This window comes from Acidimicrobiia bacterium, from assembly GCA_040289475.1.
In the GTDB taxonomy this organism is placed as follows: domain Bacteria; phylum Actinomycetota; class Acidimicrobiia; order ATN3; family PSLF01; genus PSLF01.
On the sequence record PSLF01000001.1, the window covers coordinates 131,283 to 153,622 of the forward strand.

The 22,340-nt window shown below is 56.0% G+C and carries 18 protein-coding genes and 1 tRNA gene; 12 read left to right on the top strand and 7 right to left on the bottom strand.

The annotated features are described in order from the left end of the window. Positions 1 to 214: 214 nt before the first annotated feature. The gene (gene dnaB / locus C4318_00610) at positions 215 to 1,594 is read left to right on the top strand and encodes a replicative DNA helicase (GenBank protein MER3453650.1); all 1,380 of its coding nucleotides are present in this window, start codon (positions 215 to 217) and stop codon (positions 1,592 to 1,594) included. A gap of 13 nt (positions 1,595 to 1,607) precedes the next feature. Here dnaB and C4318_00615 read toward each other — a convergent pair whose 3' ends face one another. Then, positions 1,608 to 1,931 (bottom strand): hypothetical protein, encoded by a 324-nt coding sequence (locus tag C4318_00615; protein MER3453651.1) that lies wholly within the window; start codon positions 1,929 to 1,931, stop codon positions 1,608 to 1,610. 149 nt (positions 1,932 to 2,080) lie between these two features. Here C4318_00615 and C4318_00620 point away from each other — a divergent pair, with 149 nt between their 5' ends. The 4 genes from C4318_00620 (at position 2,081) to C4318_00635 (ending at position 5,579) form a co-directional block, all read left to right on the top strand. Beyond that, positions 2,081 to 3,295, top strand: a complete 1,215-nt coding sequence (locus C4318_00620) for a hypothetical protein (GenBank protein MER3453652.1) — start codon at positions 2,081 to 2,083, stop codon at positions 3,293 to 3,295. Then, the gene (locus C4318_00625; GenBank protein ID MER3453653.1) at positions 3,043 to 3,852 is read left to right on the top strand and encodes a hypothetical protein; all 810 of its coding nucleotides are present in this window, start codon (positions 3,043 to 3,045) and stop codon (positions 3,850 to 3,852) included. Before C4318_00620 ends, C4318_00625 begins: the two co-directional genes overlap by 253 nt. A gap of 163 nt (positions 3,853 to 4,015) precedes the next feature. Continuing rightward, a complete protein-coding gene (locus C4318_00630; GenBank protein MER3453654.1) occupies positions 4,016 to 4,606 on the top strand; it encodes a phosphoheptose isomerase in 591 nt (196 codons plus the stop codon). Positions 4,607 to 4,682: 76 nt separating this feature from the next. Continuing rightward, complete coding sequence (locus C4318_00635) at positions 4,683 to 5,579, top strand: orotidine-5'-phosphate decarboxylase (GenBank protein MER3453655.1); 897 nt, start codon at positions 4,683 to 4,685, stop codon at positions 5,577 to 5,579. 320 nt (positions 5,580 to 5,899) lie between these two features. On the opposite strand, the gene C4318_00640 is transcribed toward C4318_00635, so the two are convergent. After that, positions 5,900 to 5,970, bottom strand: a tRNA-Gly gene (locus C4318_00640). A gap of 147 nt (positions 5,971 to 6,117) precedes the next feature. On the opposite strand from C4318_00640, the gene C4318_00645 reads away from it, so the two are divergent. Beyond that, positions 6,118 to 6,690, top strand: a complete 573-nt coding sequence (locus C4318_00645) for a dCTP deaminase (GenBank protein MER3453656.1) — start codon at positions 6,118 to 6,120, stop codon at positions 6,688 to 6,690. 26 nt (positions 6,691 to 6,716) lie between these two features. On the opposite strand, the gene C4318_00650 is transcribed toward C4318_00645, so the two are convergent. The 4 genes from C4318_00650 to C4318_00665 form a co-directional block, all read right to left on the bottom strand. Then, positions 6,717 to 9,116, bottom strand: a complete 2,400-nt coding sequence (locus tag C4318_00650) for a hypothetical protein (GenBank protein MER3453657.1) — start codon at positions 9,114 to 9,116, stop codon at positions 6,717 to 6,719. Between the two features lie 6 nt (positions 9,117 to 9,122). Beyond that, complete coding sequence (gene asnB, locus C4318_00655; protein MER3453658.1) at positions 9,123 to 11,087, bottom strand: asparagine synthase (glutamine-hydrolyzing); 1,965 nt, start codon at positions 11,085 to 11,087, stop codon at positions 9,123 to 9,125. 146 nt (positions 11,088 to 11,233) lie between these two features. Continuing rightward, positions 11,234 to 12,055 (bottom strand): hypothetical protein, encoded by an 822-nt coding sequence (locus C4318_00660; GenBank protein MER3453659.1) that lies wholly within the window; start codon positions 12,053 to 12,055, stop codon positions 11,234 to 11,236. After that, complete coding sequence (locus C4318_00665) at positions 12,052 to 14,226, bottom strand: iron-sulfur protein (protein MER3453660.1); 2,175 nt, start codon at positions 14,224 to 14,226, stop codon at positions 12,052 to 12,054. Before C4318_00665 ends, C4318_00660 begins: the two co-directional genes overlap by 4 nt. Positions 14,227 to 14,569: 343 nt before the next feature. On the opposite strand from C4318_00665, the gene C4318_00670 reads away from it, so the two are divergent. From C4318_00670 to C4318_00690, 5 genes are all read left to right on the top strand, one after another. Continuing rightward, complete coding sequence (locus C4318_00670) at positions 14,570 to 15,190, top strand: hypothetical protein (GenBank protein MER3453661.1); 621 nt, start codon at positions 14,570 to 14,572, stop codon at positions 15,188 to 15,190. A 179-nt stretch (positions 15,191 to 15,369) separates the two neighbouring features. Beyond that, a complete protein-coding gene (locus C4318_00675) occupies positions 15,370 to 16,149 on the top strand; it encodes a hypothetical protein (GenBank protein MER3453662.1) in 780 nt (259 codons plus the stop codon). Continuing rightward, entirely contained in the window at positions 16,143 to 16,922 is a 780-nt protein-coding gene (gene rfbF, locus C4318_00680; protein ID MER3453663.1) for a glucose-1-phosphate cytidylyltransferase, read from the top strand. Before C4318_00675 ends, rfbF begins: the two co-directional genes overlap by 7 nt. Beyond that, the gene (locus tag C4318_00685) at positions 16,915 to 18,459 is read left to right on the top strand and encodes a hypothetical protein (GenBank protein ID MER3453664.1); all 1,545 of its coding nucleotides are present in this window, start codon (positions 16,915 to 16,917) and stop codon (positions 18,457 to 18,459) included. Before rfbF ends, C4318_00685 begins: the two co-directional genes overlap by 8 nt. Continuing rightward, entirely contained in the window at positions 18,452 to 19,426 is a 975-nt protein-coding gene (locus C4318_00690; GenBank protein ID MER3453665.1) for a hypothetical protein, read from the top strand. Before C4318_00685 ends, C4318_00690 begins: the two co-directional genes overlap by 8 nt. A 54-nt stretch (positions 19,427 to 19,480) precedes the next feature. Here the strand turns inward: C4318_00690 and C4318_00695 are convergent, their stop codons facing one another. After that, a complete protein-coding gene (locus C4318_00695) occupies positions 19,481 to 20,299 on the bottom strand; it encodes a class I SAM-dependent methyltransferase (GenBank protein ID MER3453666.1) in 819 nt (272 codons plus the stop codon). A gap of 208 nt (positions 20,300 to 20,507) precedes the next feature. On the opposite strand from C4318_00695, the gene C4318_00700 reads away from it, so the two are divergent. After that, the gene (locus tag C4318_00700; protein ID MER3453667.1) at positions 20,508 to 22,340 is read left to right on the top strand and encodes a molecular chaperone DnaK; all 1,833 of its coding nucleotides are present in this window, start codon (positions 20,508 to 20,510) and stop codon (positions 22,338 to 22,340) included.

Below are 22,340 nucleotides of genomic sequence, written 5' to 3' on the forward strand. Positions count from 1 at the left end.
ATAAATTCCAAAGTTCTCGTACTAGCGACTCACACTGGTTTCGTGGCATATAAGAAGTGCGAGAAAACTAGGTTCATGCATCTTGCCTCGGAGTAATACCCCTTGATGTCACGGTACCGGTCTACCATGAGTGGGTGTCAGGAATTCGTCTGAGCCGATGCACTATCTCGACGCGCAGGAAGGTAAAGAAAAGAGCTAAGAAAGGCCGCTGATATTGGCAGTAGACACGAGAGGTAGTGAAACAACAACAAGAGGCGATCTATCTCCGCGGATCCCGCCACACAGCCTGGAAGCCGAGGCGTGCGTGCTAGGTTCTATCCTTCTAGACTCCGAAGTACTGGCCGAAGTCGCTCACCTGATCAGAGAAGACGACTTCTGGAGTCCGGCTCACCGAGAAATTTACGCTGCTATGTGTTCGCTCGATCGCAAGTCCGCGCCGGTCGATCTCGTGACGGTTGCCGAGGAACTTCGTCTAGCGGGAAAACTTGAAAAAATCGGGGGAACCGAAACCCTAGCTGCCCTCGTCGAAATGACGCCCTCTCCAGTGAATGCTCCCCAGTACGCAAAAATTGTCGCCGACTATGCAAGACTCCGTCGCCTACTCTCTGCCACTCACCAAATTCAGGAGCTGTGTTACTCACCGGGGGGTGAAACAGCAGATGTAATCGACTACGCCGAAACACTCATATTCGAGGTCACAAAGAGTGAAGGTGCCGAGCTGTTTGCAACGGTTCACGATCTATTGGGCGAGGCCATAGATCGCTTGGAACATCTCTACCAACGGGAGCACTCTCTAACGGGGATCCCATCTGGGTATTCAGACCTTGACCAGATCACGTCCGGCTTCCAGCCCTCCAATCTAGTTGTGGTAGCCGCCCGGCCGTCGATGGGCAAGACTGCCTTCGTTCTTGGTCTGGCGCAAAACGCCGCCCGCCTTACCAGAAAAGCCGTCGCGATCTTTAGTTTGGAGATGTCGAAGTCCGAGCTAATCCAGAGACTCCTGGCGGCGGAGGCGATGATTGACCTCAGTCATATACGCACTGGAAGAATAAGCGACACCGAGTGGAAAAAGTTGATGTCTGCGGCGGGACGACTCGCAAATGACCCGATGTACATCGACGACACCGGCGCCATTACCCTAATGGAACTACGAGCGAAATGTCGGCGTCTCGCAGCGAGAAAAGATCTCGGGCTGATCGTGGTCGATTACATGCAATTGATGGAGACGGGAACCTTTCGACGAGAACACAATCGCCAGCAGGACATTTCTGAAATTTCCAGAGGTCTTAAGCTACTCGCCCGGGAGCTATCGGTCCCGGTGATCGCCGTCAGCCAACTCAACCGAGCTCCAGAGCAACGCAATCCGAAGACGCCGCTCCTTTCCGACCTGCGTGAATCTGGAGCGATAGAACAGGACGCCGATCTGGTGATATTCCTTTACCGGGACTCCTATTACAACGAAGACTCCGCCGAGAAAGGGCAGGCGCAGGTCATAATTGCAAAACACCGCAATGGCCCCACGGCTAAGATCAATCTCGCATTTGTCGAGGCTTGCACTAAATTTGCCGATCTCGCCAAAGTGCAGGTTCACTAGTTAGAAACGCCCGTTATCGCAATAGTGGTTGGCACTCGATGTTGGGAATCGACCGCCTTGTGCCGGAGATCATGCTCGGGGTAGGGCTTGCGGTCCTGAGCGGAAGCTTGCTCGCTTGGGTGAGAGCAGGCAAGGGCAACTCAAAGCCGTTTGCAATGAAAAACCCTTCGTCCAGGCCACGGCAGCAGGAATTCGAGTTGTCGGGGATAACCACGTCCGCCGAGGCAACCAGACCACCACAGAGCCAGCCTATAAATCGCAGCAGGACCTTGTTTTTCATGTTTGCAGGCTTCGTGACCGCGGTGTGGTCGCTGGCAACAATCTTGGGTCGGACCACCTAAACGCGTGGCTCCCCCAACAGCGCGCCTTGCCCGACTTTGTCGCGCTCTTTGACATCGCAATCAGTGCTGTCCGGCGAAGAACGCATCGACAACTTACAATTCGAGTATGAGATCGATTCCCCTTGAATGACGTCGAGGAGCTACCTTGGTCAATCGGACTGCCGCAATACGAGCACGGGCACCTCTTAGGATCTCCTTCGCAGGAGGAGGTACCGATGTACCACCCTACCCAGAGACCGCCGGAGGCTGCGTTCTCTCCGCAACCATAGATTTCTATGCCTACGCCTCTTTGATTCCGGGAGGGAATCGAGACGAGTTCGAAGTAGAGTCTCCCGATCTTGGCACCGTCTTCCGCATGCAAAGCCGCGCCCGAGCGACTTCACCCGACTCCAGAGCACTCTTGGGCGCCACTAACATAGCAGGAAATGCCATCCCCGATGCCGCGCGCCCTAACGATTTCTTTGTATCGACCAGCCGCACATCCAGCAGCGTCGGCTCGCCCGCGCCAGGAATTCGAGCTAGCCGATCCACTGGCTGGCGAGGTGGAGTCAGTTCGGATCGCTGCGAACTAGTAAAGGCTGTCCTCGACGAGTTCCCCCAACATCGAGAGCAACTTCGCCACGGGCGGCTTGTTCTGCACTCCGACGCCCCACCCGGATCCGGCCTGGGGTCGTCATCTGCCCTCATCGTGGCAATGACTGCTACCCTGGCGGAGAAGACCGGCGAGGCCCTGGGTCCTTACGAGATCGCAGCGCGCGCTGCAAAGATCGAGCGCGAAAACATGGAGGTTCCCGGGGGCTACCAGGATCACTATGCGGCCGCTTTTGGGGGTTTCAACTTCATCGAGTTCGATGTCGAAGGCGCCCTGGTGCATCCCCTCGCCTTGAGAGCCGAGACAGTCGACGAGCTCCATGCGAGCTTGGTTTTGTGCTATACGGGAAAGACCAGAATCTCCGGACACATTTTGCAGCGCCAGATACAGGCGTACGAGGCTAAAGAAGAGCGGTCTGTCGAGGCCCTTGAGCGAATCAAACAGATTGCGATCGAAATGCGATCCGCTCTGTTGAAGGGCCGCCTCAGCGACTTCGCAGAGGGTCTGTCGGCGGGATGGGAGGCCAAAAAGCAGCTTGCGGAGGGGATAACAGAAGACGACATCGACGCTCTTTACGAGTTCGGCCTAGACAACGGAGCGGTAGCAGGAAAAGTGCTGGGAGCTGGCGGGGGCGGATACTTTTTGTTTTTCTGCCCCGTGGAGAAAGCTGCTCGCCTCCGAGCGGCCCTAGAGGAGAGAGGGAACAGGGTAATGCCTTTCTCGTTCGAAAGGCGGGGGGTGCAAACGTGGCGCGCGCCGTATTTCTAGACAGAGACGGTACGCTTATCGAAGACCTCGAGTACCTCTCCGACCCGGAAGCGGTTCGAGTTTTGCCTGGCGCGGGAGCAGCGCTCTCCAAGCTCGCATCGGCAGGATTCGAACTAGTTGTAGTGTCAAATCAATCTGCTGTAGCGAGAGGCATCGCTACCCCAAGAGATATCGAAGCAATTGAGCAGCGGATCACCGCGTTGCTGGAGATCGAGAAGGTGTGCATAACCGCTTGGTACTACTGCTTCCATCACCCAGAAGCTCTTGTAGAGGGGTGGCGGGCAATCTGCGACTGCCGGAAGCCTAGACCGGGAATGATCTACAAGGCCGCCGAGGATCTCTCCATCGACCTGCGACAAAGCTTCCTCATAGGTAACATGTGGAGCGACATAGTGGCAGCCAATCGGGCCGGCGTCCGGGGGATTTTGATCGAGAGCACTCCAGCCAAGACTGCAGTCGATCCTTACGTCGAAAGCACGGAAGCGGTCCCGTGGTCGGTAGCCCGCGACCTCTTTGACGCGGCCGAGAAAATCTTGGCCGAAGACGCGCCAAGTTGAAACTGACTAATCGCTACCTGAGCGCCAAGCCTATACGAGATCTAAGAGAGCTAGCATTTTAGGAATGACAGATCAGCAACAATCGGCTCCCGAACAGCCTCTCTTCGACATGACCGAAATAGTCGGAACGAAGCTCGCGTCTCTCAGAGATGCCTTAGCTCAGATGGATCCGCACGAATTGAACAATGCCTCCCAGCCCTCGGGATTCATTGACTCGCTAATCCAAGCGGGGAAGATGGCCGTGGATGCCCTCAAAAGTGGAAACAAGCTTATGGCAGCGGGAAACGGGGGGAGTGCAGCAGAAGCCCAGCACTTGACAGGAGAGATAGTTGGAAGGTTCCGGCGAGACAAGCAGCCGTTGCCAGCTATATGCCTTCACGCTGACACCTCATCGCTCACCGCGATAAGCAACGACTTCGGATACGACACTGTCTTCGCTCGACAAGTTCATGCGTTCGGCAGCCCTGGAGATGTGCTTTTTTTGTTGTCCACTAGCGGCCGATCCAACAACCTCGTCGAGGCTGCTCTGGCCGCTCGCTCGCTCGGTGTTGGCTGTGTGGCGCTGCTAGGCTCGGGCGGTGGGGAGTTGGCGAGCGTCTGCGACGTAGCGGTTCGAGTACCTTCCTCTGACCCTCAAGTCGTCCAAGAGGTTCACCTCTTCGTTGTGCACTGCATAGCCTGGGCCATAGAAGAGGCCTTCACCGGGAGCAACCCTGCCAGCCAGAAAATGGATCTGAGCACCAAAGATTCGTAGTGATCTATTAGTGCTCCGAGTTAGAGTAGCGCCTCAGGGGGGAGCGGGGTGGCTGTCGCCACCCCAGTAGGGGAGGATCGCTTCTAGTGGGGTCGAGCATACTACGAGGCATCTGAGATTGGGTGAAAACCAACCTTCTTTAGATCGATCGGCCTTAAAAAGCAGGGTAATAGTGGCGCTTGACGTCACTTCTCGGCAACAGGCTGCGGAGGTCGTCGAGGCGCTTGGACAAACCTGTGATTTTTACAAGGTCGGGCCGGTTCTTTTTTATCGAGAGGGGCCAGCGATTTTGGAGTGGCTGCGCTCACAAAAAAAATGCATTTTTCTAGACCTCAAAGCACACGACATTCCATCGGTTGTCGAGTCGGCTACTCACGCCGCAGCAGAAATGGGGGTGACCTTCTTTACCGCCCATGTTGCAGATGGCTCGGCAGCCGCAGCCGTCAAAGCCTCTCGCGATGCCGAATCGGTGGTAGGACACAAGGTGTCGGTTCTGGGCGTCACCGTATTGACGAGCACTCGCTCGTCCGATGTACAAGGAAACTCCACCGAGAGTTCCTTCGAGACGCTTTTGTCCTCCAGGGTCGAGCAGGCAGTCTCTTCGGGTTGTGACGGTATTGTCGCGGCTGCATCAGATATTCCTCTCATGGCAGACCTGCTCCCGCAGAGCATGCTGAAGGTCTGTCCTGGAATACGTCCACGTACCCCGCGCCTTCGAACAGAAGACGATCAGGCACGAACAGCTACTCCATCGGAGGCAGCAGCGATGGGAGCCGATTTCATAGTAGTAGGCCGTTCCGTCCTCGAAGCCTCCGATCCGCTCCAAGCGTTCCTCAACATACGCGATGAGTTCGCAAGCCTCCTAGGAACTGGAAGAACCCTCCGATCTTCGCGCACACCCTTCGATAAACCGACCCCGGAAAGGCAGCCCTCAGAGCTGCCCCGGCCCGACTTTCGTCACCTCAAGGAGTAGATGCCCCGTGAATATGGGAATCCAAGGAAAGGTCGCCACAGTCACTGCATCTACAGCAGGGCTGGGATTCGCTTCGCTTCTGCGAATGCGCTCCTGCAAGAAGGGGCTTGCGTCGTGCTCAATGGTCTGCGACGCCTCAAACTTTCGAAGATCCTGCCCCGCTTCTCTTGTTCCCAGCAGTAGATCTCGTCCAAAAAGTGTTTCCCGCTATGAAAGATTTGGGTTGGGGAAGGATAGTCTTTATAACCTCTGGTGCCGTTCGGAAACCGCTATACCCGTAGACGGTGGGCTCCTCTGGGGCCATTTCTGAGTCATGACCGAGCGGATGAGGGGAATCGAACCCCCGTCTCAAGCTTGGGAAGCTTGCGTTCTACCTCTGAACTACATCCGCAATCGTGCTCGCACGTACGTCAAAACTCGGACAACTCTTCAGAGTATTTGCCCAACGCCCGATAGTCCACGACAATTGGGCGGCACAGCCTTTGTATTTCACTTCGGGCCCTTCGTTGTTTGCGGAAAGGTAAGGAGCGGTGAGAGAGTGATCCTCTCCGATAAGTCGATTCTTGAAGCGATCGAGTCGGGACGCATAGAGATCGACCCGTTTTTTAAAGACTGCATCCAGCCCAGCTCAGTTGATTTGCATCTCAGCCCAGCCTTTCGAGTGTTTCATAATGCTCGCAAGCCCTTCATAGACCTGAAGCTACCCCAAGACGATCTCACAGAAGAGATGGTCGTACCCGCTGGCGAAGCCATGATCCTCCACCCTGGGGAGTTCGTTCTGGGATCGACCGTCGAACGCATCCGGCTCCCCGACGATTTGGTCGCCCGGCTGGAAGGAAAATCGAGTCTGGGTAGACTAGGCCTTTTAATTCACTCGACAGCAGGATTCGTGGACCCAGGCTGGAACGGAACTCTTACCTTGGAGCTGTCCAACGTGGCTAATTTGCCCATAACTCTTTACCCAGGGATGAAAATTGGACAGGTTTCCTTCTACGAACTTTCTACTCCCGCGCTCCACCCCTATGGAAGCGAGGAGGCCGGTTCTAAGTACCAAGGACAGACAGGACCGGTCCCCAGCCGGTTCTATCGCGAGTTCAAGCAGGATGGGTAGGCAGAAGGCAAATTGCACCTTCCTGGTCAAAATCCGCTGATCCCGGCATATGCCTTCGATACCGGATAAGGAGAATGTTCTCCGAGGGAAGCACCTATAGCCCAATCGAGAATTACGACGGTCCAAGTCCCATGACTGCGAGCAACAGGGCTGGAAGATATACCTCCGCCCGCTCCAACTCGACTCGCCAGCCTTTTACCGACCAAATCACCACACGCCTTTGCGGCCTCGGATCCCTCTGCTATTAGAACCAATCTCCAGAAAGCAGTTCCCCCCTTCGTCCACCTCCCGCAAAACGCCGCCGGGTACGCAGCAAGGCAAGCTCCTTCGGCAGCCCATGCCGCGCCAAACAGAGACGATGAAGGAACCAGGGATTCCACCCCTAGTGCGTACGGGCCGTTGTGCGCCCGTGCAGATCTATAGGCCTTGCGTAGCTCTGGAAAAGCGCTGTACACCAAAGTTCCTGGGTCGTTCAAGACGGAGTGTCCGTGGATTTGTAGAACTGCAGAGAGCTGGTCAGCGTGTGAGTGTCCGGCCCATCCCCTCTGACCCGGAGGACCACACCTAATTACTGCATACAGGCCGCTGCCTCTGTAGACATACAGCCCGGACTGGGCGTAGCGCCAAAGTCGAGGCGCAGTTTTTGTAAGAGATACTGCGTCGATCAAATCGGCAGCGCCACACAGAGCAGTTCCGAGAAAGGAACCGACCCCAAAAGACACTCCGAGCCCATCACTTCCGAACACCCATAACCTCTTGGACTTTTCCTCGGCGCGGTCCCATCCCTCGCCCAGAAGGCGTATGTGAGGCCAGTAAGCGAATACAGACGCGTTGTTCGGGTCGGACCGAGTGTCGAACAGGATTAGATCGCCCGTGGAAGAAGCAGGGCTTTCATCGCGTGGATCGGAATTCAAGCATACCCACTTCCATTTAGCAGTTGGCTTGGGCCGGCAGTTACCCAGCATGGATCCTGCAACGGCAGCATCTACCGATTCTTCAAAGACGCGGTGCAACCTCGGCGTATATCCAGTCACTCGCGCCAATGCCCCTAAGGCTCCCAGCGAATAAGCTCGGTCCCACATCGACAAGTCGGACTCGGGCAATGCTAGGGAGCGCTCGAGGACGAAAAAACGTCCTCCATCGAAGTCGCCGATAGCGGGTATTCGCCCGAAATCGTCTGTGATTACGTCCACGAACTCACAAGCTTTTGCCAATCTTTCGGTGGCCTCTTCGAGTCCGACAGTGTCCGACGCCCTCCTCCATGCCACCGCAATCCCGTAAGCGGCTGCCTCTGCGGCAAAGAGGTGGTAGCCCGTCGAGCCCTCGAAGTTCGAACCGTCCTCGAAAAACTGGTTGATCACTTGCCGGCAAAGTTCGGTCGTGGCGCCTCGTAAAACGTCCCCGAAACAAAGCTTCCCCAAACGCAAAGACTCATCGAAGACGGCAGATCCAATCACCAAGCCGCAAAGCTGAACCAGATAGTGGTTGTGGGTGAGGAAGCGACGGCGATCTGGGTTCAAGAGGCAGAAGCAAACGTGATCTGTGACGGTTTCGAAGATGGCCTCTAGCTCACCCACCCCAAACTTTGCTCCCGATGCTGAAAAAAGGCACAGCGCAAGAGAAATGTTGGCTAGGCGAATCCCCACTTCCATCCCAGAAACCCAGTGAATCCCAAGACCTGGCGGGTTGGAGCGAGCAAAGTCCTTTACCTCTTCGACAAATTCCGCCACTAATCTCTGCTTGTCCTCGATAGCCCCGGACGCAAATGCGAGTGCCAGAAGTGGCAAGTGCTGCAAGCGGCCAAGCTCCCAGGAGATTCTCGGATCCGCACCCGGGGGGTGGTCGAGTCGCTGCGAAGAGTACCTCCTCGAATCGTCCCAGTTGTAGCCAGTGAATGGATCTCTATGCCACGGTATAGGCTCGTAGCCGGAGAGTGCTTTTTTGTTGTGTATCTCGCGCTGGAGCGCAGTGGTCCGAGCCCTACTCGCACAACTCAGTATTCTCGCTATCTGGTGCTTGGGTAGACCGTCGTGTCTGACACCGATGAGTCCGGGCGGCACAATCTTTTCCGACACAGCTACCGGCTTCTCCCCGCCGAGATCAAAGCGGTGCTCGAGTGTCAAGAGTGCGGTCTTGCGGATCCACTCGCGGTGAGCACTCAGCTGCTTCGGATCGAGAGGGCTGTCTAACAGAGCGTCATGTCTGAAACACTCAGCCGCTTGCGCCACGATATCGAGGAAGGAGGATTGCTTAGAGCCGCGGGATGAGTCGTTGTCATTTTGCCTCAGGAGTCGGCGCCGTCTAAAGCCCAACAATCTTGTTTCGATCAGCTTATCGAAAATGGATTCGGCAGCTGCTCGTCTGGCTAATGGGTTGTGGACGAGCGAGGCCAGGTCGTCAAGGGACGGCAATCGATTCGGCAGCACTAGATGTCAAAACCGTGTTTGAGTCTCTTCCAGCAAGGGTATCCACCGTTCAACATTTATGCTGCGAGATCCAAAATAGATATCCCACCACATAGCCAGTGCCAACAGAAGCCACACCCGCCTCTTGTCGGGGTGGTCAGCAACAGACGCGGCCGTCCCCGTCAGTACACCCGAGTGCTCGGCAAAGCGCGAGATAGCCTCGCGCGCAAGCAGCACAAATGCTGGCATCTGAAGCCATTCGGCTATAGGAACCCTGAATCCCTGTTTGCCTCGCGTTGCAATGCTCACCGGAAGCAGGTCGGACATAGCCTTTCTCAACAGATATTTGCGCTTGAGATGCCTCATACGAATGTTCTCTGGGATACCCATAACCACTTCGACGACCTTGTGATCCAAGAACGGGACTCTGGCCTCGAGGCTAGCGGCCATTGTCATCTTGTCGACGCGCATAAGTAGCAGCTCAGGTACCCTGAACGAAAGATCGAGAAAAGACATCCATTGCAAGGGACCGTTCAGCACAGCGTTCTTCTCGAACCGCTCCCAAAAAGGCTTTATAACCTGCCAGGACGAAAGCCCCTCGGTTGCCTGACGTGCCTCTGGTGAGAGGATGCCTTGCTTCTCCCGGTCTGTGAATCCCTCTGCGCCTCCGAAGAAGGCAGGCATCCCGCGAGACATTCTTTCGAGCCACAACGCAGGTCGTACGTCTCTCGAAGATACCATTCCTCCCAAGCGGGTTCCCAGCCGAAGAAGAGGGTTGGGGAGCCATGCCCCATACCGCTGCAGCGCTAGAAGTACTTGCCAAGATCGATACCCCCCAAAGAGCTCGTCAGACCCCTCACCGAGCTGGCATACAGTAACTCCTTCATTTTTTGCAAGAGAGGAGAGGAAGTAAATCGAAGCCGCTACCGGGTCTCCTAGGGGCTCGTCGAGTTGCTCGATCATCCGGGGAAGAAATGTCAGAAAGTCGAAAGGGGAGATATCCACTTCGTAGTGCCGAGCACCAACTTCTGACGCCATAAGGCGCGCGTGCTCGTACTCGTTTCTGTAGCTTTCGAAACTGCCAGCGTAGCCCAGCGAAAACGTCCTAATCGGCTTCGGCTCACCCTTGGCGAAAAGAGCTGCGTTGATCGAGGAATCCAGACCCCCTGACAAAAACACGCCGACGGGCACGTCTGCGACCTTGTGTAGCCTTACTGCTTCTTCTAAGGCACCCCCCACTGCCTGTTTGTACTCTTCCAAATCCAGGTCGAAGAGTGGCTTCGCAGCAGTTAGCGGATCCCACCACCTTCTGTGACGCACCTCGCCTCGAGAAGAAACCCACAAGCTGCATCCAGGTTCTAGCTTGCTCACTCCATCGAAGACAGTTTTAGGCGCAGGTGCTACGTAAAACGTCAAGTAGTGGTAGAGCGCCTCAAGGTCTATCGCATGGGATATCCGCTGATCCTCGAGGAGCGCTTTGATCTCCGATGCAAAGACCACACGGTGGGCGTCCAGAGCGTAGTAAAGAGGCTTTATACCGAGCCTGTCCCGTACCAACCATAGAGATCTTTTGCGACTGTCCCAGATGGCGAACGCGAACATGCCTCTCAGGCGCCTCAGGCACTCCTCTCCCCACTCTTCGTACGCCCTCAAGACGACTTCGGTATCGGAGTGATCGGTCTTCCATCGATGCTTTCCCGTCGCCTCCAGCTCTCGCCTAAGCTCGGCCGCGTTGTACACCTCACCGTTGTATACCAACACAACGCTTCCGTCATCGTTGATCATGGGCTGAGATGCAGAATCGGAAAGATCCACGATCGAAAGACGACGGTGCGCTAAATGAATACCTGAGGAAAGATCACACCAGTATCCCTCAGCGTCGGGGCCTCTGTGAATCAAGCGATCCGACATCTGGCGGACGGTCTTTTCCGCGCGGTCGGCTAAGTCTCCCTTGGCTTTATCGAAGATAAGGGTCCCCGCAATACCGCACACCTAGAAAGCCCCTTTTATGTTCTTGTATGGACCTGATGAGCATCGTCTATTGTGGCCCCAGTCAACGCTCAAACCGGCAACCAGTTTTTCGTTTCTTTCAGAATAGAGACTCAATCCCAGCCAGGTGTCGGCGGCTTCGCAAATGCCTAGAGGATGCGGACTCGTCCCCCTAGCTCTATCCCCGACTCCCGGCGGCGGACATATAGCTTGCACAGCCTCCCGGTCCGGTGGCCTTGAGTTACAGTGAAGTCTTGCGGGGCCATCCTCCAGTATCGAGACAAAAACGCCGCAAGCGATAACGCTGCACTCCCAGTCCCCGAGTCCTCGTCTATCCCGATCCCGGGGGCGAAAAACCGGGCGGTCACGTCGCCACCTCTTATAGCGAAGCATAGAACGCCATGAGCTGCATCCCCCAGCTCCGACAAAGCAGCCATGTCAGGATCGATCTCGAGCAGCCTTTCTGGATCGGCAAATGCCAGAATCAGGTGAGGATCCCCGTACCCTCCCTTCGCCGACGGCATCCGGGGAGATAGGTCCAAAGCATCGGCCCTCAGTGCATCCAGGATTGAAAAAATGTCTTTCGGGCCAGAAGCCAGCGGTGGTGGGGCGACCCTTATCCAGCCAAAGTCATCATTTGCCCATGCAAATGCTTCCGTAGCTGGAACTCGTATCTTCCATGGTTCCCTCAAGTTGCGTTCAGAGCAGTAGTGGGCTGCGAGCCCCACTAGCGGATGCCCTGCGAAGGACAACTCGGTCTTGGGAGCGAAGATTCTCGCCTGTAGCAATCGCCGCTTCTCCCACTCTGCTGTAGAGACGAAGATCAGCTCGGGATGGCCTGACGCAGAAACCAGCTCCAGACATCGATCTTTCGAAAACGTGCGCACGGGATCATCGGTGTAGACAATGCCAAGCGGATTCCCGCCGCCTTCTTCAGTGCAAAACACGCTGAGGTCGGCGATCGCAGTCACGGGTGTCGCTCTTCAGGTCTCTGCACAGCTGATTGAAGCTGAGGAAGGCCCACCCCGCTTACTGACAGGCTCAACGACTCTGCCAAAACCATCGATATGTCTCCGACCCTGACGCGTTCGCGTTTTCGCTCTTTTACGCCGTCATCGAGCATGATCAAGCAAAACGGGCAAGCAACCGCAATTATGTCAGGATCGGTGGAGAGTGCCTCGTCTGTTCGCTCGAGATTCACCTTCTTGCCGAGCCTCTCCTCCATCCACATCCTCGCACCACCGGCACCACAACAAAAGCTCTTGGTGCGATTGCGCGGCATCTCGACGACTTCTACCCCGGCCAGCGAGCCAACAACGCGGCGGGGTTCTTCGTAGATGTCATTGTGGCGACCCAGATAGCAAGAGTCGTGGTACACGATTTTCTTTCCTGCAAGTCCATCCCCCACTTCGAGGCGGCCCTCGTCAATCAGGTGCTGCAGGAGCTGGCTGTGGTGTATTACTTCGTACTCCCCGCCAAACTGCGGATACTCGTTTTTCATAACATTGAAGCAGTGCGGGCAGTGGACGATGATCTTCTTGACGCCCAAGGAGTTGAGAGTCTCGATGTTTTGCAGAGCCAACATTTGAAAAACGTACTCGTTTCCGGAGCGGCGCGCCGGATCGCCGGTGCACAGCTCCGTGGGGCCAAGAATGGCAAAGTCCACCCCGGCATGTTGGAGCAACACTGCCGTGGAACGAGCGACGCGCCGGTTTCTATCGTCAAAGGATCCTGCGCATCCCACCCAGTACAAGTACTCCGCATCTAAAGAACCCGAGTCGCCTACTATCTTTACCCCCAGATCCACAGCCCATTCAGCTCTGGTGTGCTGACCCATCCCCCATGGATTCGAAGAGTTTTCGAGATTCTTGTAAGCCTGCCCCAACTCGATAGGGAAATCTGACTCCATGAGAGACAAGTAACGTCTCATGTCCAAAATCTTGTCAAGAATCTCGATTCCTACTGGACATGCCTCGTCGCACGCCCTACACGTCGTACACGACCAAATCTCTTCCGACGTTATGCGCTCGAAAACTGAGTCGGCAGAAACCTGTATCTCCCGGTCGAGACCGGCTGGGGTCGATACGGGAAAAGCCGCTAGGCGAGCCGTTCGAGCCATCACCTCGCCCGTCTTGAGCACTATCTCCCGGGGGTCCAGCGGTTTTCCTGTGTTGTTCGCCGGACACACCGCTGTACAGCGTCCACACACGGTACAGGCGTCTGTGTCGAAGAGCTGCTTCCACGTGAATTCTTCTATGGTGTGGACGCCTACTGACTCGACCTCTTCTTCCATCAGGTTGGGCATGGGGCGCATTGCGCCTTTGGGGCGCTCTCTCTCGTGGAGGGCGAGATTTAGCGGAGAAGTCACCATGTGACGGAGCTTGGTCGTCGGCAAAAGCGCCAAAAACATCATGAAAGAAGCGAAGTGGAGTACCCACAGAGACCTGTGAAGCGACGCGAGCGCTTCGGGGGACGACGAGACAAATACTGTCTTGGCCACCAAGTAGCCGACGAAGCTCCATCTTTCGAAAGACGGATCGCCAGCGAGAGCAATACGGGCTCCCTCGACTAGGAATCCAGTGACCCCGATAGTGAACAGTGTAGTGAGAGTTATTGCGTCTTCTGGCCGGGTCTTGACGCGAAGCCTATAAGGGCGAGCTCCGTACCGTCGCGCCACCGACCAGCTCAAGCCCACGAGAAAAGAGATACCCGCAAGCTCGAGTACGAACGAGTAAGCGAGGTAGGTGTTGCCCTTCAAGAACTTCAAAGAGGCAGGTGCCAGATTGTCGATTTCCAACGTGATCGTTCCCGCGAAAAGAATCATGAAGCCGTAGTAAATGAGTGAGTGCATGAGGCCGGCGGAGCGGTCGAGCAAGAGCGTCTTCATCAACACACCGCCCGAAAACTCCCTCAAGCGACGTTGGGTCTGTCCACTCCTATCTTCGGATCGCCCCCGTGCCCAGTTGCGCAGCCTAAGCCCGAACAGATAGCTAGCCAGCCCAACAAAAACGGCGGAGGCCGCATAGAAAAGTGCTTCCAGCGCGAAAGGGATGTTCCCGAATACCTCTCGTCCTACGAATCCCTCCGAACCCCCGCCGGTCGACGCAAGGACCACCGGAGCGAAGCCGGCAAATCCACACATTTCAGATCCACTCCTCCCAACCCGTGGTGCGGGCTTCAAGTCGGGCACTCAGGTTATCTACACCTCAAACACGTGTAAACTCGAAACTGCTCTAGACAAGGCTCGACAATTAGGCCCGCAACCCTTTTTGGTCGCTACGCGCACAGCACACATCGTGACGCTATGGCGTCCCTGCGGACCCTAAGATCAAAGGTGTCGGTACCTGCCTATGGACACTTGCCAATTGACAGATATACACCAATACGCTGCCACAGAGCGTAGACGCCGCCCACCACAGATCATATCTTTGGCCGCCCCTTGGATGGCGCTGGTAATAGCGTTGACGGCGTGCGGGCGCCAAGGCATGGAAAGCCAGGTAAGCGCCACCCGAGCAGACAGGCAAGGTCCGTCCCGAGTCACTGGCAGGGTCACCGCCTCCGACACTTCGGAGCCTGTGCCATACGTGCAGGTAGTATTTTTCGATCTCGAAGGAAATCAGGTTGGACCTCCTGGTAACACCGATCTTTCTGGCTATTACGCGGTAGAACTACCCCCGGGCCGCTACCACGGTGTCGCCAATATAGTCAATCCATCACATCCCCTAGGCTGGAACGGGCTTTCGCCAGCCTGGACAGGGGGGCGTCCCGTAAAGAGTGCACAGGGAGTAATCGAGGTGCGTGCGGAAGAGAACAAGACTATAGACTTCACACTTGCACGCTTGAGAAAGTGCACTGGGCGGGTCAGGGCGGAGGGCGCCTCGGCGATCCCTCCTGGATCTACACTAGCAGTCCTAGACGCCGCTACCGGTGAACACTTCGCGCAGGTTTCTATAGACACCTCGGGTGCTTACGAAATCCTGGTACCTGACGGAGAGTGGTCGTTGGCGGTGACTGTCCCAGGATTCGTCCAGAAGACCATGTCAAAAGTGGTCGTCTATGGCGGGCCCGCTAATTTTCCTGAGCAAGCCGTGATACCGGTCTATTGAGGCGGTTTTTTTATAGCTCCAGAGTTAGAAGTATCTCGCCGGCACTGAGGTCTCATCGGACTCTCAAGATCGCTGTTTTGACGTTGCTCGCCCTCGTCAGCTCTGCCTGCCGTCCCGTCAATCCCCCGAACGCCCTCACCGCAATGCTGAGGGCGGTGCCCCTCATGGGAGAAGGTCCCGTGGCGGCGGTGCGTTTTTTCGACTTCTCTCAGACCCGCAAAGATCTACGTATATCCGCCAGAGGAGACACCAGCCCTCTCCCATTCGCTCTCAAGCAAGCCGCTGAGCGCATCCTAGACTCTCCGCTCGGTAAGGGGGATCTCTTCGATGTGCAGCAGTTAGAGGCCGTCTTGGAGGTCACCCCGACAGGAGCGACGCCACTTTTCATGATCGTCGGCTCTTTCGACAGCACCCGTGCGAGAGAGCTTGCAGACTCGTGGGGTTGGCCAAAAACGCGATCGGGGCTGTTTGAGTTGTACCACGCACCAGACGGCTCTGGGGTTGGAGTCGGCCCCCGACGTCTAGTGTTTTCGCAATCTTTCGCGACTGCCGCTGCCGTAACTGAATTTCGCGGAGGACCGGGGTCGCTATTGGCCCTCGATGGATTGTCGTCTTTATCGATCTCAGCAGGCAGGCCAGCAGCCATCGCTGTTGCCCCCCCGGCCAAAGGGTGTCTCGAGCCCCGCTGGATGGCAGTCGCACTCAAGTACTTGCCAGGCTCTTCGCCTACCGCTGCTTTTGTCGTCCAGTACAAGGACATGGACACCGCCGCCGCCTCTAAAAAGCACGTCCAAGCCGGTCTAGCCTCCTATCTTCACGGGGGCCCTTCTAGAATCGAAGTTGTCGACGTGCGTCGAGATTCGACCGTCGCCTCAGTGTCTTCGGACGATACCGGGGCAGCCGAATTGTTACGCGCTGTATACAGGGGATCACAACTCGAAAGAGCCCTCGAATGCTAAAGGTCGTAATTCTCGCAGGAGGAAAGGGGACGAGGCTCTCTCAAGAGACCGCCACTGTCCCCAAGCCGATGTTAGAGGTGGGGGGATATCCCCTCGTGTGGCACATAATGGACCACTTTTCCTCCTACGGCTTCGAGGAGTTCGTCTTGGCCTTGGGGTACAAAGCCGAGGCGTTCAAGGATTACTTTCTTCGTTACCCCTACCTTCACTCTAACATCACCCTGTCGCTGTCGACTGCAACCGTTGAGATATACGAACCAGAAGCCAGACCGTGGCGCGTTCATTTGGTCGACACAGGACTCGATACCGCCACCGGCGGCCGTCTGCGTCGTCTCAGAGGCCTACTTGAGAAAGAACGTTTTTTCGTCACTTACGGAGACGGCATCTCGGACGTAGATCTAAAAGAAGTCCTCGAACACCACGACTCGCACACGAAGTCCGTGACCATTACCGCCGTCAATCCGCCTTCCCAGTTCGGCGAGGTCATTTTCGACGACGACGGAGTAACTGCACGCTTCGTGGAAAAGCCGTCCCTAGATGACCGCTGGATAAACGGTGGATACATGGTCGTAGAGCCTGACGTCCTAGAAGAAATCCAGTCGGACGAAACAAGTCTCGAGTACGACGTGCTCCAGCTATTGGGACGCCAAGGCCGCTTAGGAGCGTACCGGCACCGAGGATTTTGGATGTGCGTAGACACTGGAAAAGACCTCGAGCGCCTCCGAAAGATGTGGGTCTCAGGAGCCGCACCCTGGACGAGAAAGCATGGCTGAGACATCCGTAGAGAAAGAGGTATTGGCGACGCAAACACCTCAAGCCGCACCCCCGGCTAGAGTCGCAGGCAACACAGGGGCTTTGATATTCGGGCAAGCCATCCAGTTTCCTGTTAGCTTTGTCGCTTCAATCTTCATGGTGCGGTCCCTCGGAAGCGACGGTTACGGAACCATTGCCTTTGTCTATGCCTTCATGGGCCTGTTCGACTGGCTCGCCAGCTTTGGCGTGGAGCAGGTGGTAGTAAGAGAAGCATCTGCAGCAGAGGGAAGGACCGACTCCGAAAAGCGCGCCCTCTCTTTCGGCGGCGAATTGTGGGGAAGCGGAATGGCTCTCACGGCGGCTACTTCGGCGGTGGCCGCTCTTTTAGCCGCAGTTCTGGCTTTCGTACTGGGATATCAAGGCTCGGTAGCGCTCCTATTGGTAATCGCAGGAATAGAAGCAATCGCGCTGGTCCCACCTCGGCTTTTGTCTACGGTGCTTCAAGTTCGGCTCCAGATGTGGAAGGCGGTGGGGATAACTAGCGCTCGTCACCTTGGATGGCTGGTCGCAGTCATGATCATGGCCAAGGCCCATGCCCCGCTGTGGGCCTTCGTGGGAATTCGCTCCACCCTTGCGGCGTGCGAGAGCATGACAATCGCAGCCGTCTCCCTGAGAGAGCTCGGAAGCCGCCTCACTTTCGCTGCCACCCGGGCGACGGAGCTAGCTAAGAATTCCTGGCCCCTAGCTCTCATGTACCTGGCTATCGGTGTCTATTTCCGGATCGACCGTGTCATCATAGAGCGCTTCGTCGGTCCAAAAGAACTCGGCTTTTACGCTGTTGCCGACAACATCGGCGGGATGATCAGCGTGATTCCGCTAGCGTTTTCCAGATCGGTATACCCAGAGATCTGCAAACGCCTCGCCTCCGAGGAGCGTTTTCGCTCGGCCGTCCGCACTTCCTTTAGGGTAACCATCTTCGTTATGGGCATCTTAGTAGTGGCAATGTTCGCTTTGGGTCCGCCCGCCATTAGGTTCATATACGGAGGCGAGTTTTCTTCTTCTGGGCACCTTTTGCGAATCCTTCTGCTAGCCCAGCTGGGTGCAGCATACGGCACGATCCTGGGCGTTGTGTTGTTAGCCCAATCCCTGCAGAGGGCAATGATGGTTGCCACGGCAGCTTCCGCGGTGGTCAACGTTTTAATCAACCTATTTGCTATTCCCCGATGGGGAGCTACCGGGGCAGCGTGGGCAACTGTTCTCAGCTACTGGTTTTCCAGCGCTGTGATGTTCGAGCTCACCAGGCGCACCCGAGAGCTGAACCGGCTGGGCCTCGCCGTATTCGCCCGTGCTGTGCCTGGGTTGGCATTGGGCTTGCTATCGGCTCTGTTGATCGTAAACCCGGTCTTCTCCGCTATAGCAGCACCCTTGTTGTGCGCTACTTTTTTCGTTTTGACTGGATTGATTTCGCGAAGCGATTGGGAGCTCGTCCGGTCGATGTTTCCGTGGAAAAACACCGGAGTGCCTCCACTCTCTCGAAGAGGGACGACCAATGGATGATCGTCACAGTTTGACCGGAGGACTCCGGCTGTTCGCTGTCTACGTAACTCTGAACGACGAGCCATTTATCGAGGCCTCGCTCGAATCCGTGTATCCTTTCGCCGAGAAAATCTTTGTCCTCACGGCCTACGACACTACTTGGGACGGCACTAAGGTCGCCCCAGACCGGACTCTCGAGAACGTCCTGGCGTTCGAAGATCCAGAGAAAAAGATCTGCTGCATAAAGATGTGGTGTCCTGACGAGGCGCTGGCACGGAACTGGGTTATGCACGCTGCCCTTCACTCGATCGAGTACAAATTCATTCCCCACGCCTTTGGAAGAGCCGAGATCGACGAGTGGCTAGAGCCGCCCGACTACTTCTGGATAGTCGATGGAGACGAGATCTACGACCCGGAGTCGGTTCCGCACATATTGCAGTTCGTTAGGAACAGCGGGGTCGGGCACGTGAAGGTGTATGGATACGTGTACTTCAGAACGTGGAACTACCGAGTGCGAGATCCCGAACCTTTCACAGCTTTCGTGCGGCCAGGGCGATACTTGGGATTTGCGCGAGATCCAGTTTATCCTCGGATTTTAGGCTACCTTCAAATGATTCCCAGAATCGGCGCTCGCCTCTTCGACCGCGTAGTGGGCCGCGCCTGTGTCCCTCCCGAGGTAGGAGTGTTTCATCACCCTGCCTATGTGGGCGAGACACAAAGAATCGCCAACAAGCTCGCTCACTCAGCCCATCGTCACCAAGTCGTTGAGGGCTGGATTGAACGAGTTTGGGAACCCTGGACCCCTTCCTCTCGAAACTTCCACCCTACAGATCCGCCCGCCTTCCCTGAGGCAGTGTTCGTCCCCACAGAACAGTTACCCCGCCTAGTTCGTGAGCGGAAGTGGCCCCAAGGATACCTCGGAGAAATCCCCGAACCTGCGTCCCCTAGGCCGCTCGAAAAAGACGAGACTCGCTCGCAATCCTGCTAGATTGCCACACCGTAGAGGCCTCAGTAGATTTACGCAATCGAGTAACAAAAACCTCTAGCTACTAGTAGCTAGAGGGTGGCGGACCTCGAACAAAAACTGGTGGGCGAACGTGTTAGGAAAGCGACGTGTTAGGAACGCATCGGCCCGCCTTAGGATTCGAGGGGCTATCCGCCGCAGAGGTCCGGCCGGAACCCACCCTTGGTGGCGTTCACCAACGATTTCAAAGCCCGCATCTTTGAACAAAGCTCTTGCTGAGTATAAATCGAAGAACCGGAGGTGTGTGCGGTCGAGAATGCCCGAGTCTTCGTACCGAAACCGACCGCGCAGGAAGGCGAGGCGTACTCGAACGAAAACCACGTTGGGAATTGCTGCGAACACCGATCCATCCACGGACAAGATCCTTCTGATCTCCGACATAGTCGCCCAAGGGTCGGCTAGATGCTCCAGAACATGCGAGGCAATGACAATCTTCACGCTTGAATTACGGAACGGCAGTCCCCTAGAGGCATCAGAGACAATGACAGGGATTTCCCTACTACGGCATATCGCAGCTTCTTTGTGCGACAGTGTTACACCAACTCCCCTAATACCGCACGGCGACAATGCCTGCAGGTTGGAGCCAGCTCCACAGCCAATATCTACGACCACGGGATCTTCAAGGTCTCTACCACCGTGCCTGCGGAAGCCAGATTCACAGACCCAGCTAACGAGCGGATCGTTGACAGGACTGTCATACACCTTCGTTTTGACCGAAGCTGAGTCAAAAGCTGTGTTCTTCATCGCCAGGCCACCAGCGGTTCTATAAGACAATTGCCTTGTCGAGCCGTTCTGTCCGTCGAGAGACTCATATAACCTCCCCTCTTTGTACGGCATGGAACAAAATCCCACCCATAGACGGTTTGGAAATCACGATGGCGCAAAGTTGATGCGGCATCGCTAAACTTTAGGCCGCGACGGTTCATTCTGTCGGTAAAGCCAGCACCCTAAAGGGCTGCAGGGCTGCTCTATAGTGGGCAGCGACATCGATTCGCAAACCGTCTTCATTGTGAGTCTGTAAATCTTGACCCGAGGAGTAGAAACTATGGCAAAAGCAGTAGGAATCGATCTTGGTACGACAAACTCTGTCGTCGCCGTACTCGAAGGTGGAGAGCCAACGGTTATTCCCAACGCCGAAGGAAGTCGCGTCACTCCTTCGGTGGTTGCTTTTACCACCACTGGTGAAGTTCTAGTTGGCGAGGCAGCCAAACGTCAGGCAATAACGAACGCAGAACGAACTATTCGTTCCGTAAAGCGTAATATGGGTACCGACTGGACGATAGAGATCGACGGCAAGAAGTACACACCCCAGGAAATCTCTGCCCGGATTCTCATGAAGCTCAAGCGGGATGCCGAGGCGTATCTGGGTGACACTGTAAAAGAAGCTGTCATTACAGTACCGGCCTACTTCAACGACGCTCAACGCCAGGCCACCAAGGAAGCAGGCCAGATTGCCGGCCTGGAAGTTCTGCGAATAATCAACGAGCCCACCGCTGCGGCGTTGGCTTACGGCCTCGAGAAAGAGGCGGCCGAGCAAACCATCCTCGTTTTCGATCTTGGGGGCGGCACTTTCGACGTCTCGATCCTTGAGATAGGGGATGGAGTCTTCGAAGTGAAGGCAACCTCGGGCAATACCCACTTGGGAGGCGACGACTGGGACCAGCGCATCATCGACTGGATGATAAAAGAGTTCAAGAACCAGCATGGCGTTGATCTCTCCGGAGACAAGATGGCACTCCAGCGCCTAAAGGAGGCAGCGGAAAAGGCCAAGATCGAACTGTCGTCGCAAATCGAGACCACTATCAACCTTCCTTTCATCACAGCCACCGACAAGGGGCCGCTTCACCTGGAGATGAAGCTGACTCGTGCCGAGTTTCAGCGGATGACCGAAGACCTTCTGGAAAAGTGCAAAGGGCCGATGGAGAGGGCTATAAAAGACGCCAACCTCGACTTCGACAAGATCGACCATGTGATTCTCGTAGGCGGCTCCACGCGGATGCCCGCCGTGGCCGAGTTAGTCGAGAAGATGACCGGCAAGACGCCCCACAAAGGCGTCAACCCTGACGAGGTCGTAGCTGTCGGCGCCGCTATTCAGGCGGGCGTTCTGAAAGGGGATGTGAAAGACATCCTCCTTCTCGACGTGACCCCGCTCTCCCTGGGCGTCGAAACGAAGGGCGGGATCATGACCAAGCTTATCGAGCGCAACACCACGATCCCGACGAAGAAGTCCGAGATCTTCACTACAGCCGAAGACAATCAGCCATCTGTCGAGATCAAGGTATACCAAGGCGAGCGGGAGATCGCCGCTTACAACAAGTTGCTCGGAACCTTCACTCTGGAGGGAATTCCTCCCGCGCCTAGAGGGGTGCCTCAGATAGAAGTGACCTTCGACATCGACGCCAATGGGATCGTAAACGTATCAGCCAAAGATCTTGCTACAGGCAAGGAGCAGAGGATGACGATCACTGGTGGCACCGCCCTTCCCAAAGACGAGATCGAAAGGATGATACGCGACGCCCAACAGCATGAAGAGGAAGACAGAAGGCGTCGAGAAGAAGCCGAACTTCGCAACAATGCTGACCAGGTGATCTATCAGACCGAGAAACTCCTCAAAGAACAGTCAGACGCGCTGACAGAGAGCGAGAAACAGTCGATCGAATCTGCTGTCGACAAGCTGAAGCGAGCCCTCAAGGAAAACGATATAGGGGCCATCAAGACAAACATCGAGGAAGTACTGAGGGCGAGCCAGGAGTTCGGAAAGAGAGTGTATTCGACGGGACAAAAGGCAGCTGCAGCGGGCGGGGGCCCGAGCACCAGCGGTCGTTCTGGAGGCGATGACGACGGCGACGACGTGGTCGAAGCCGAAGTCGTCGATTGA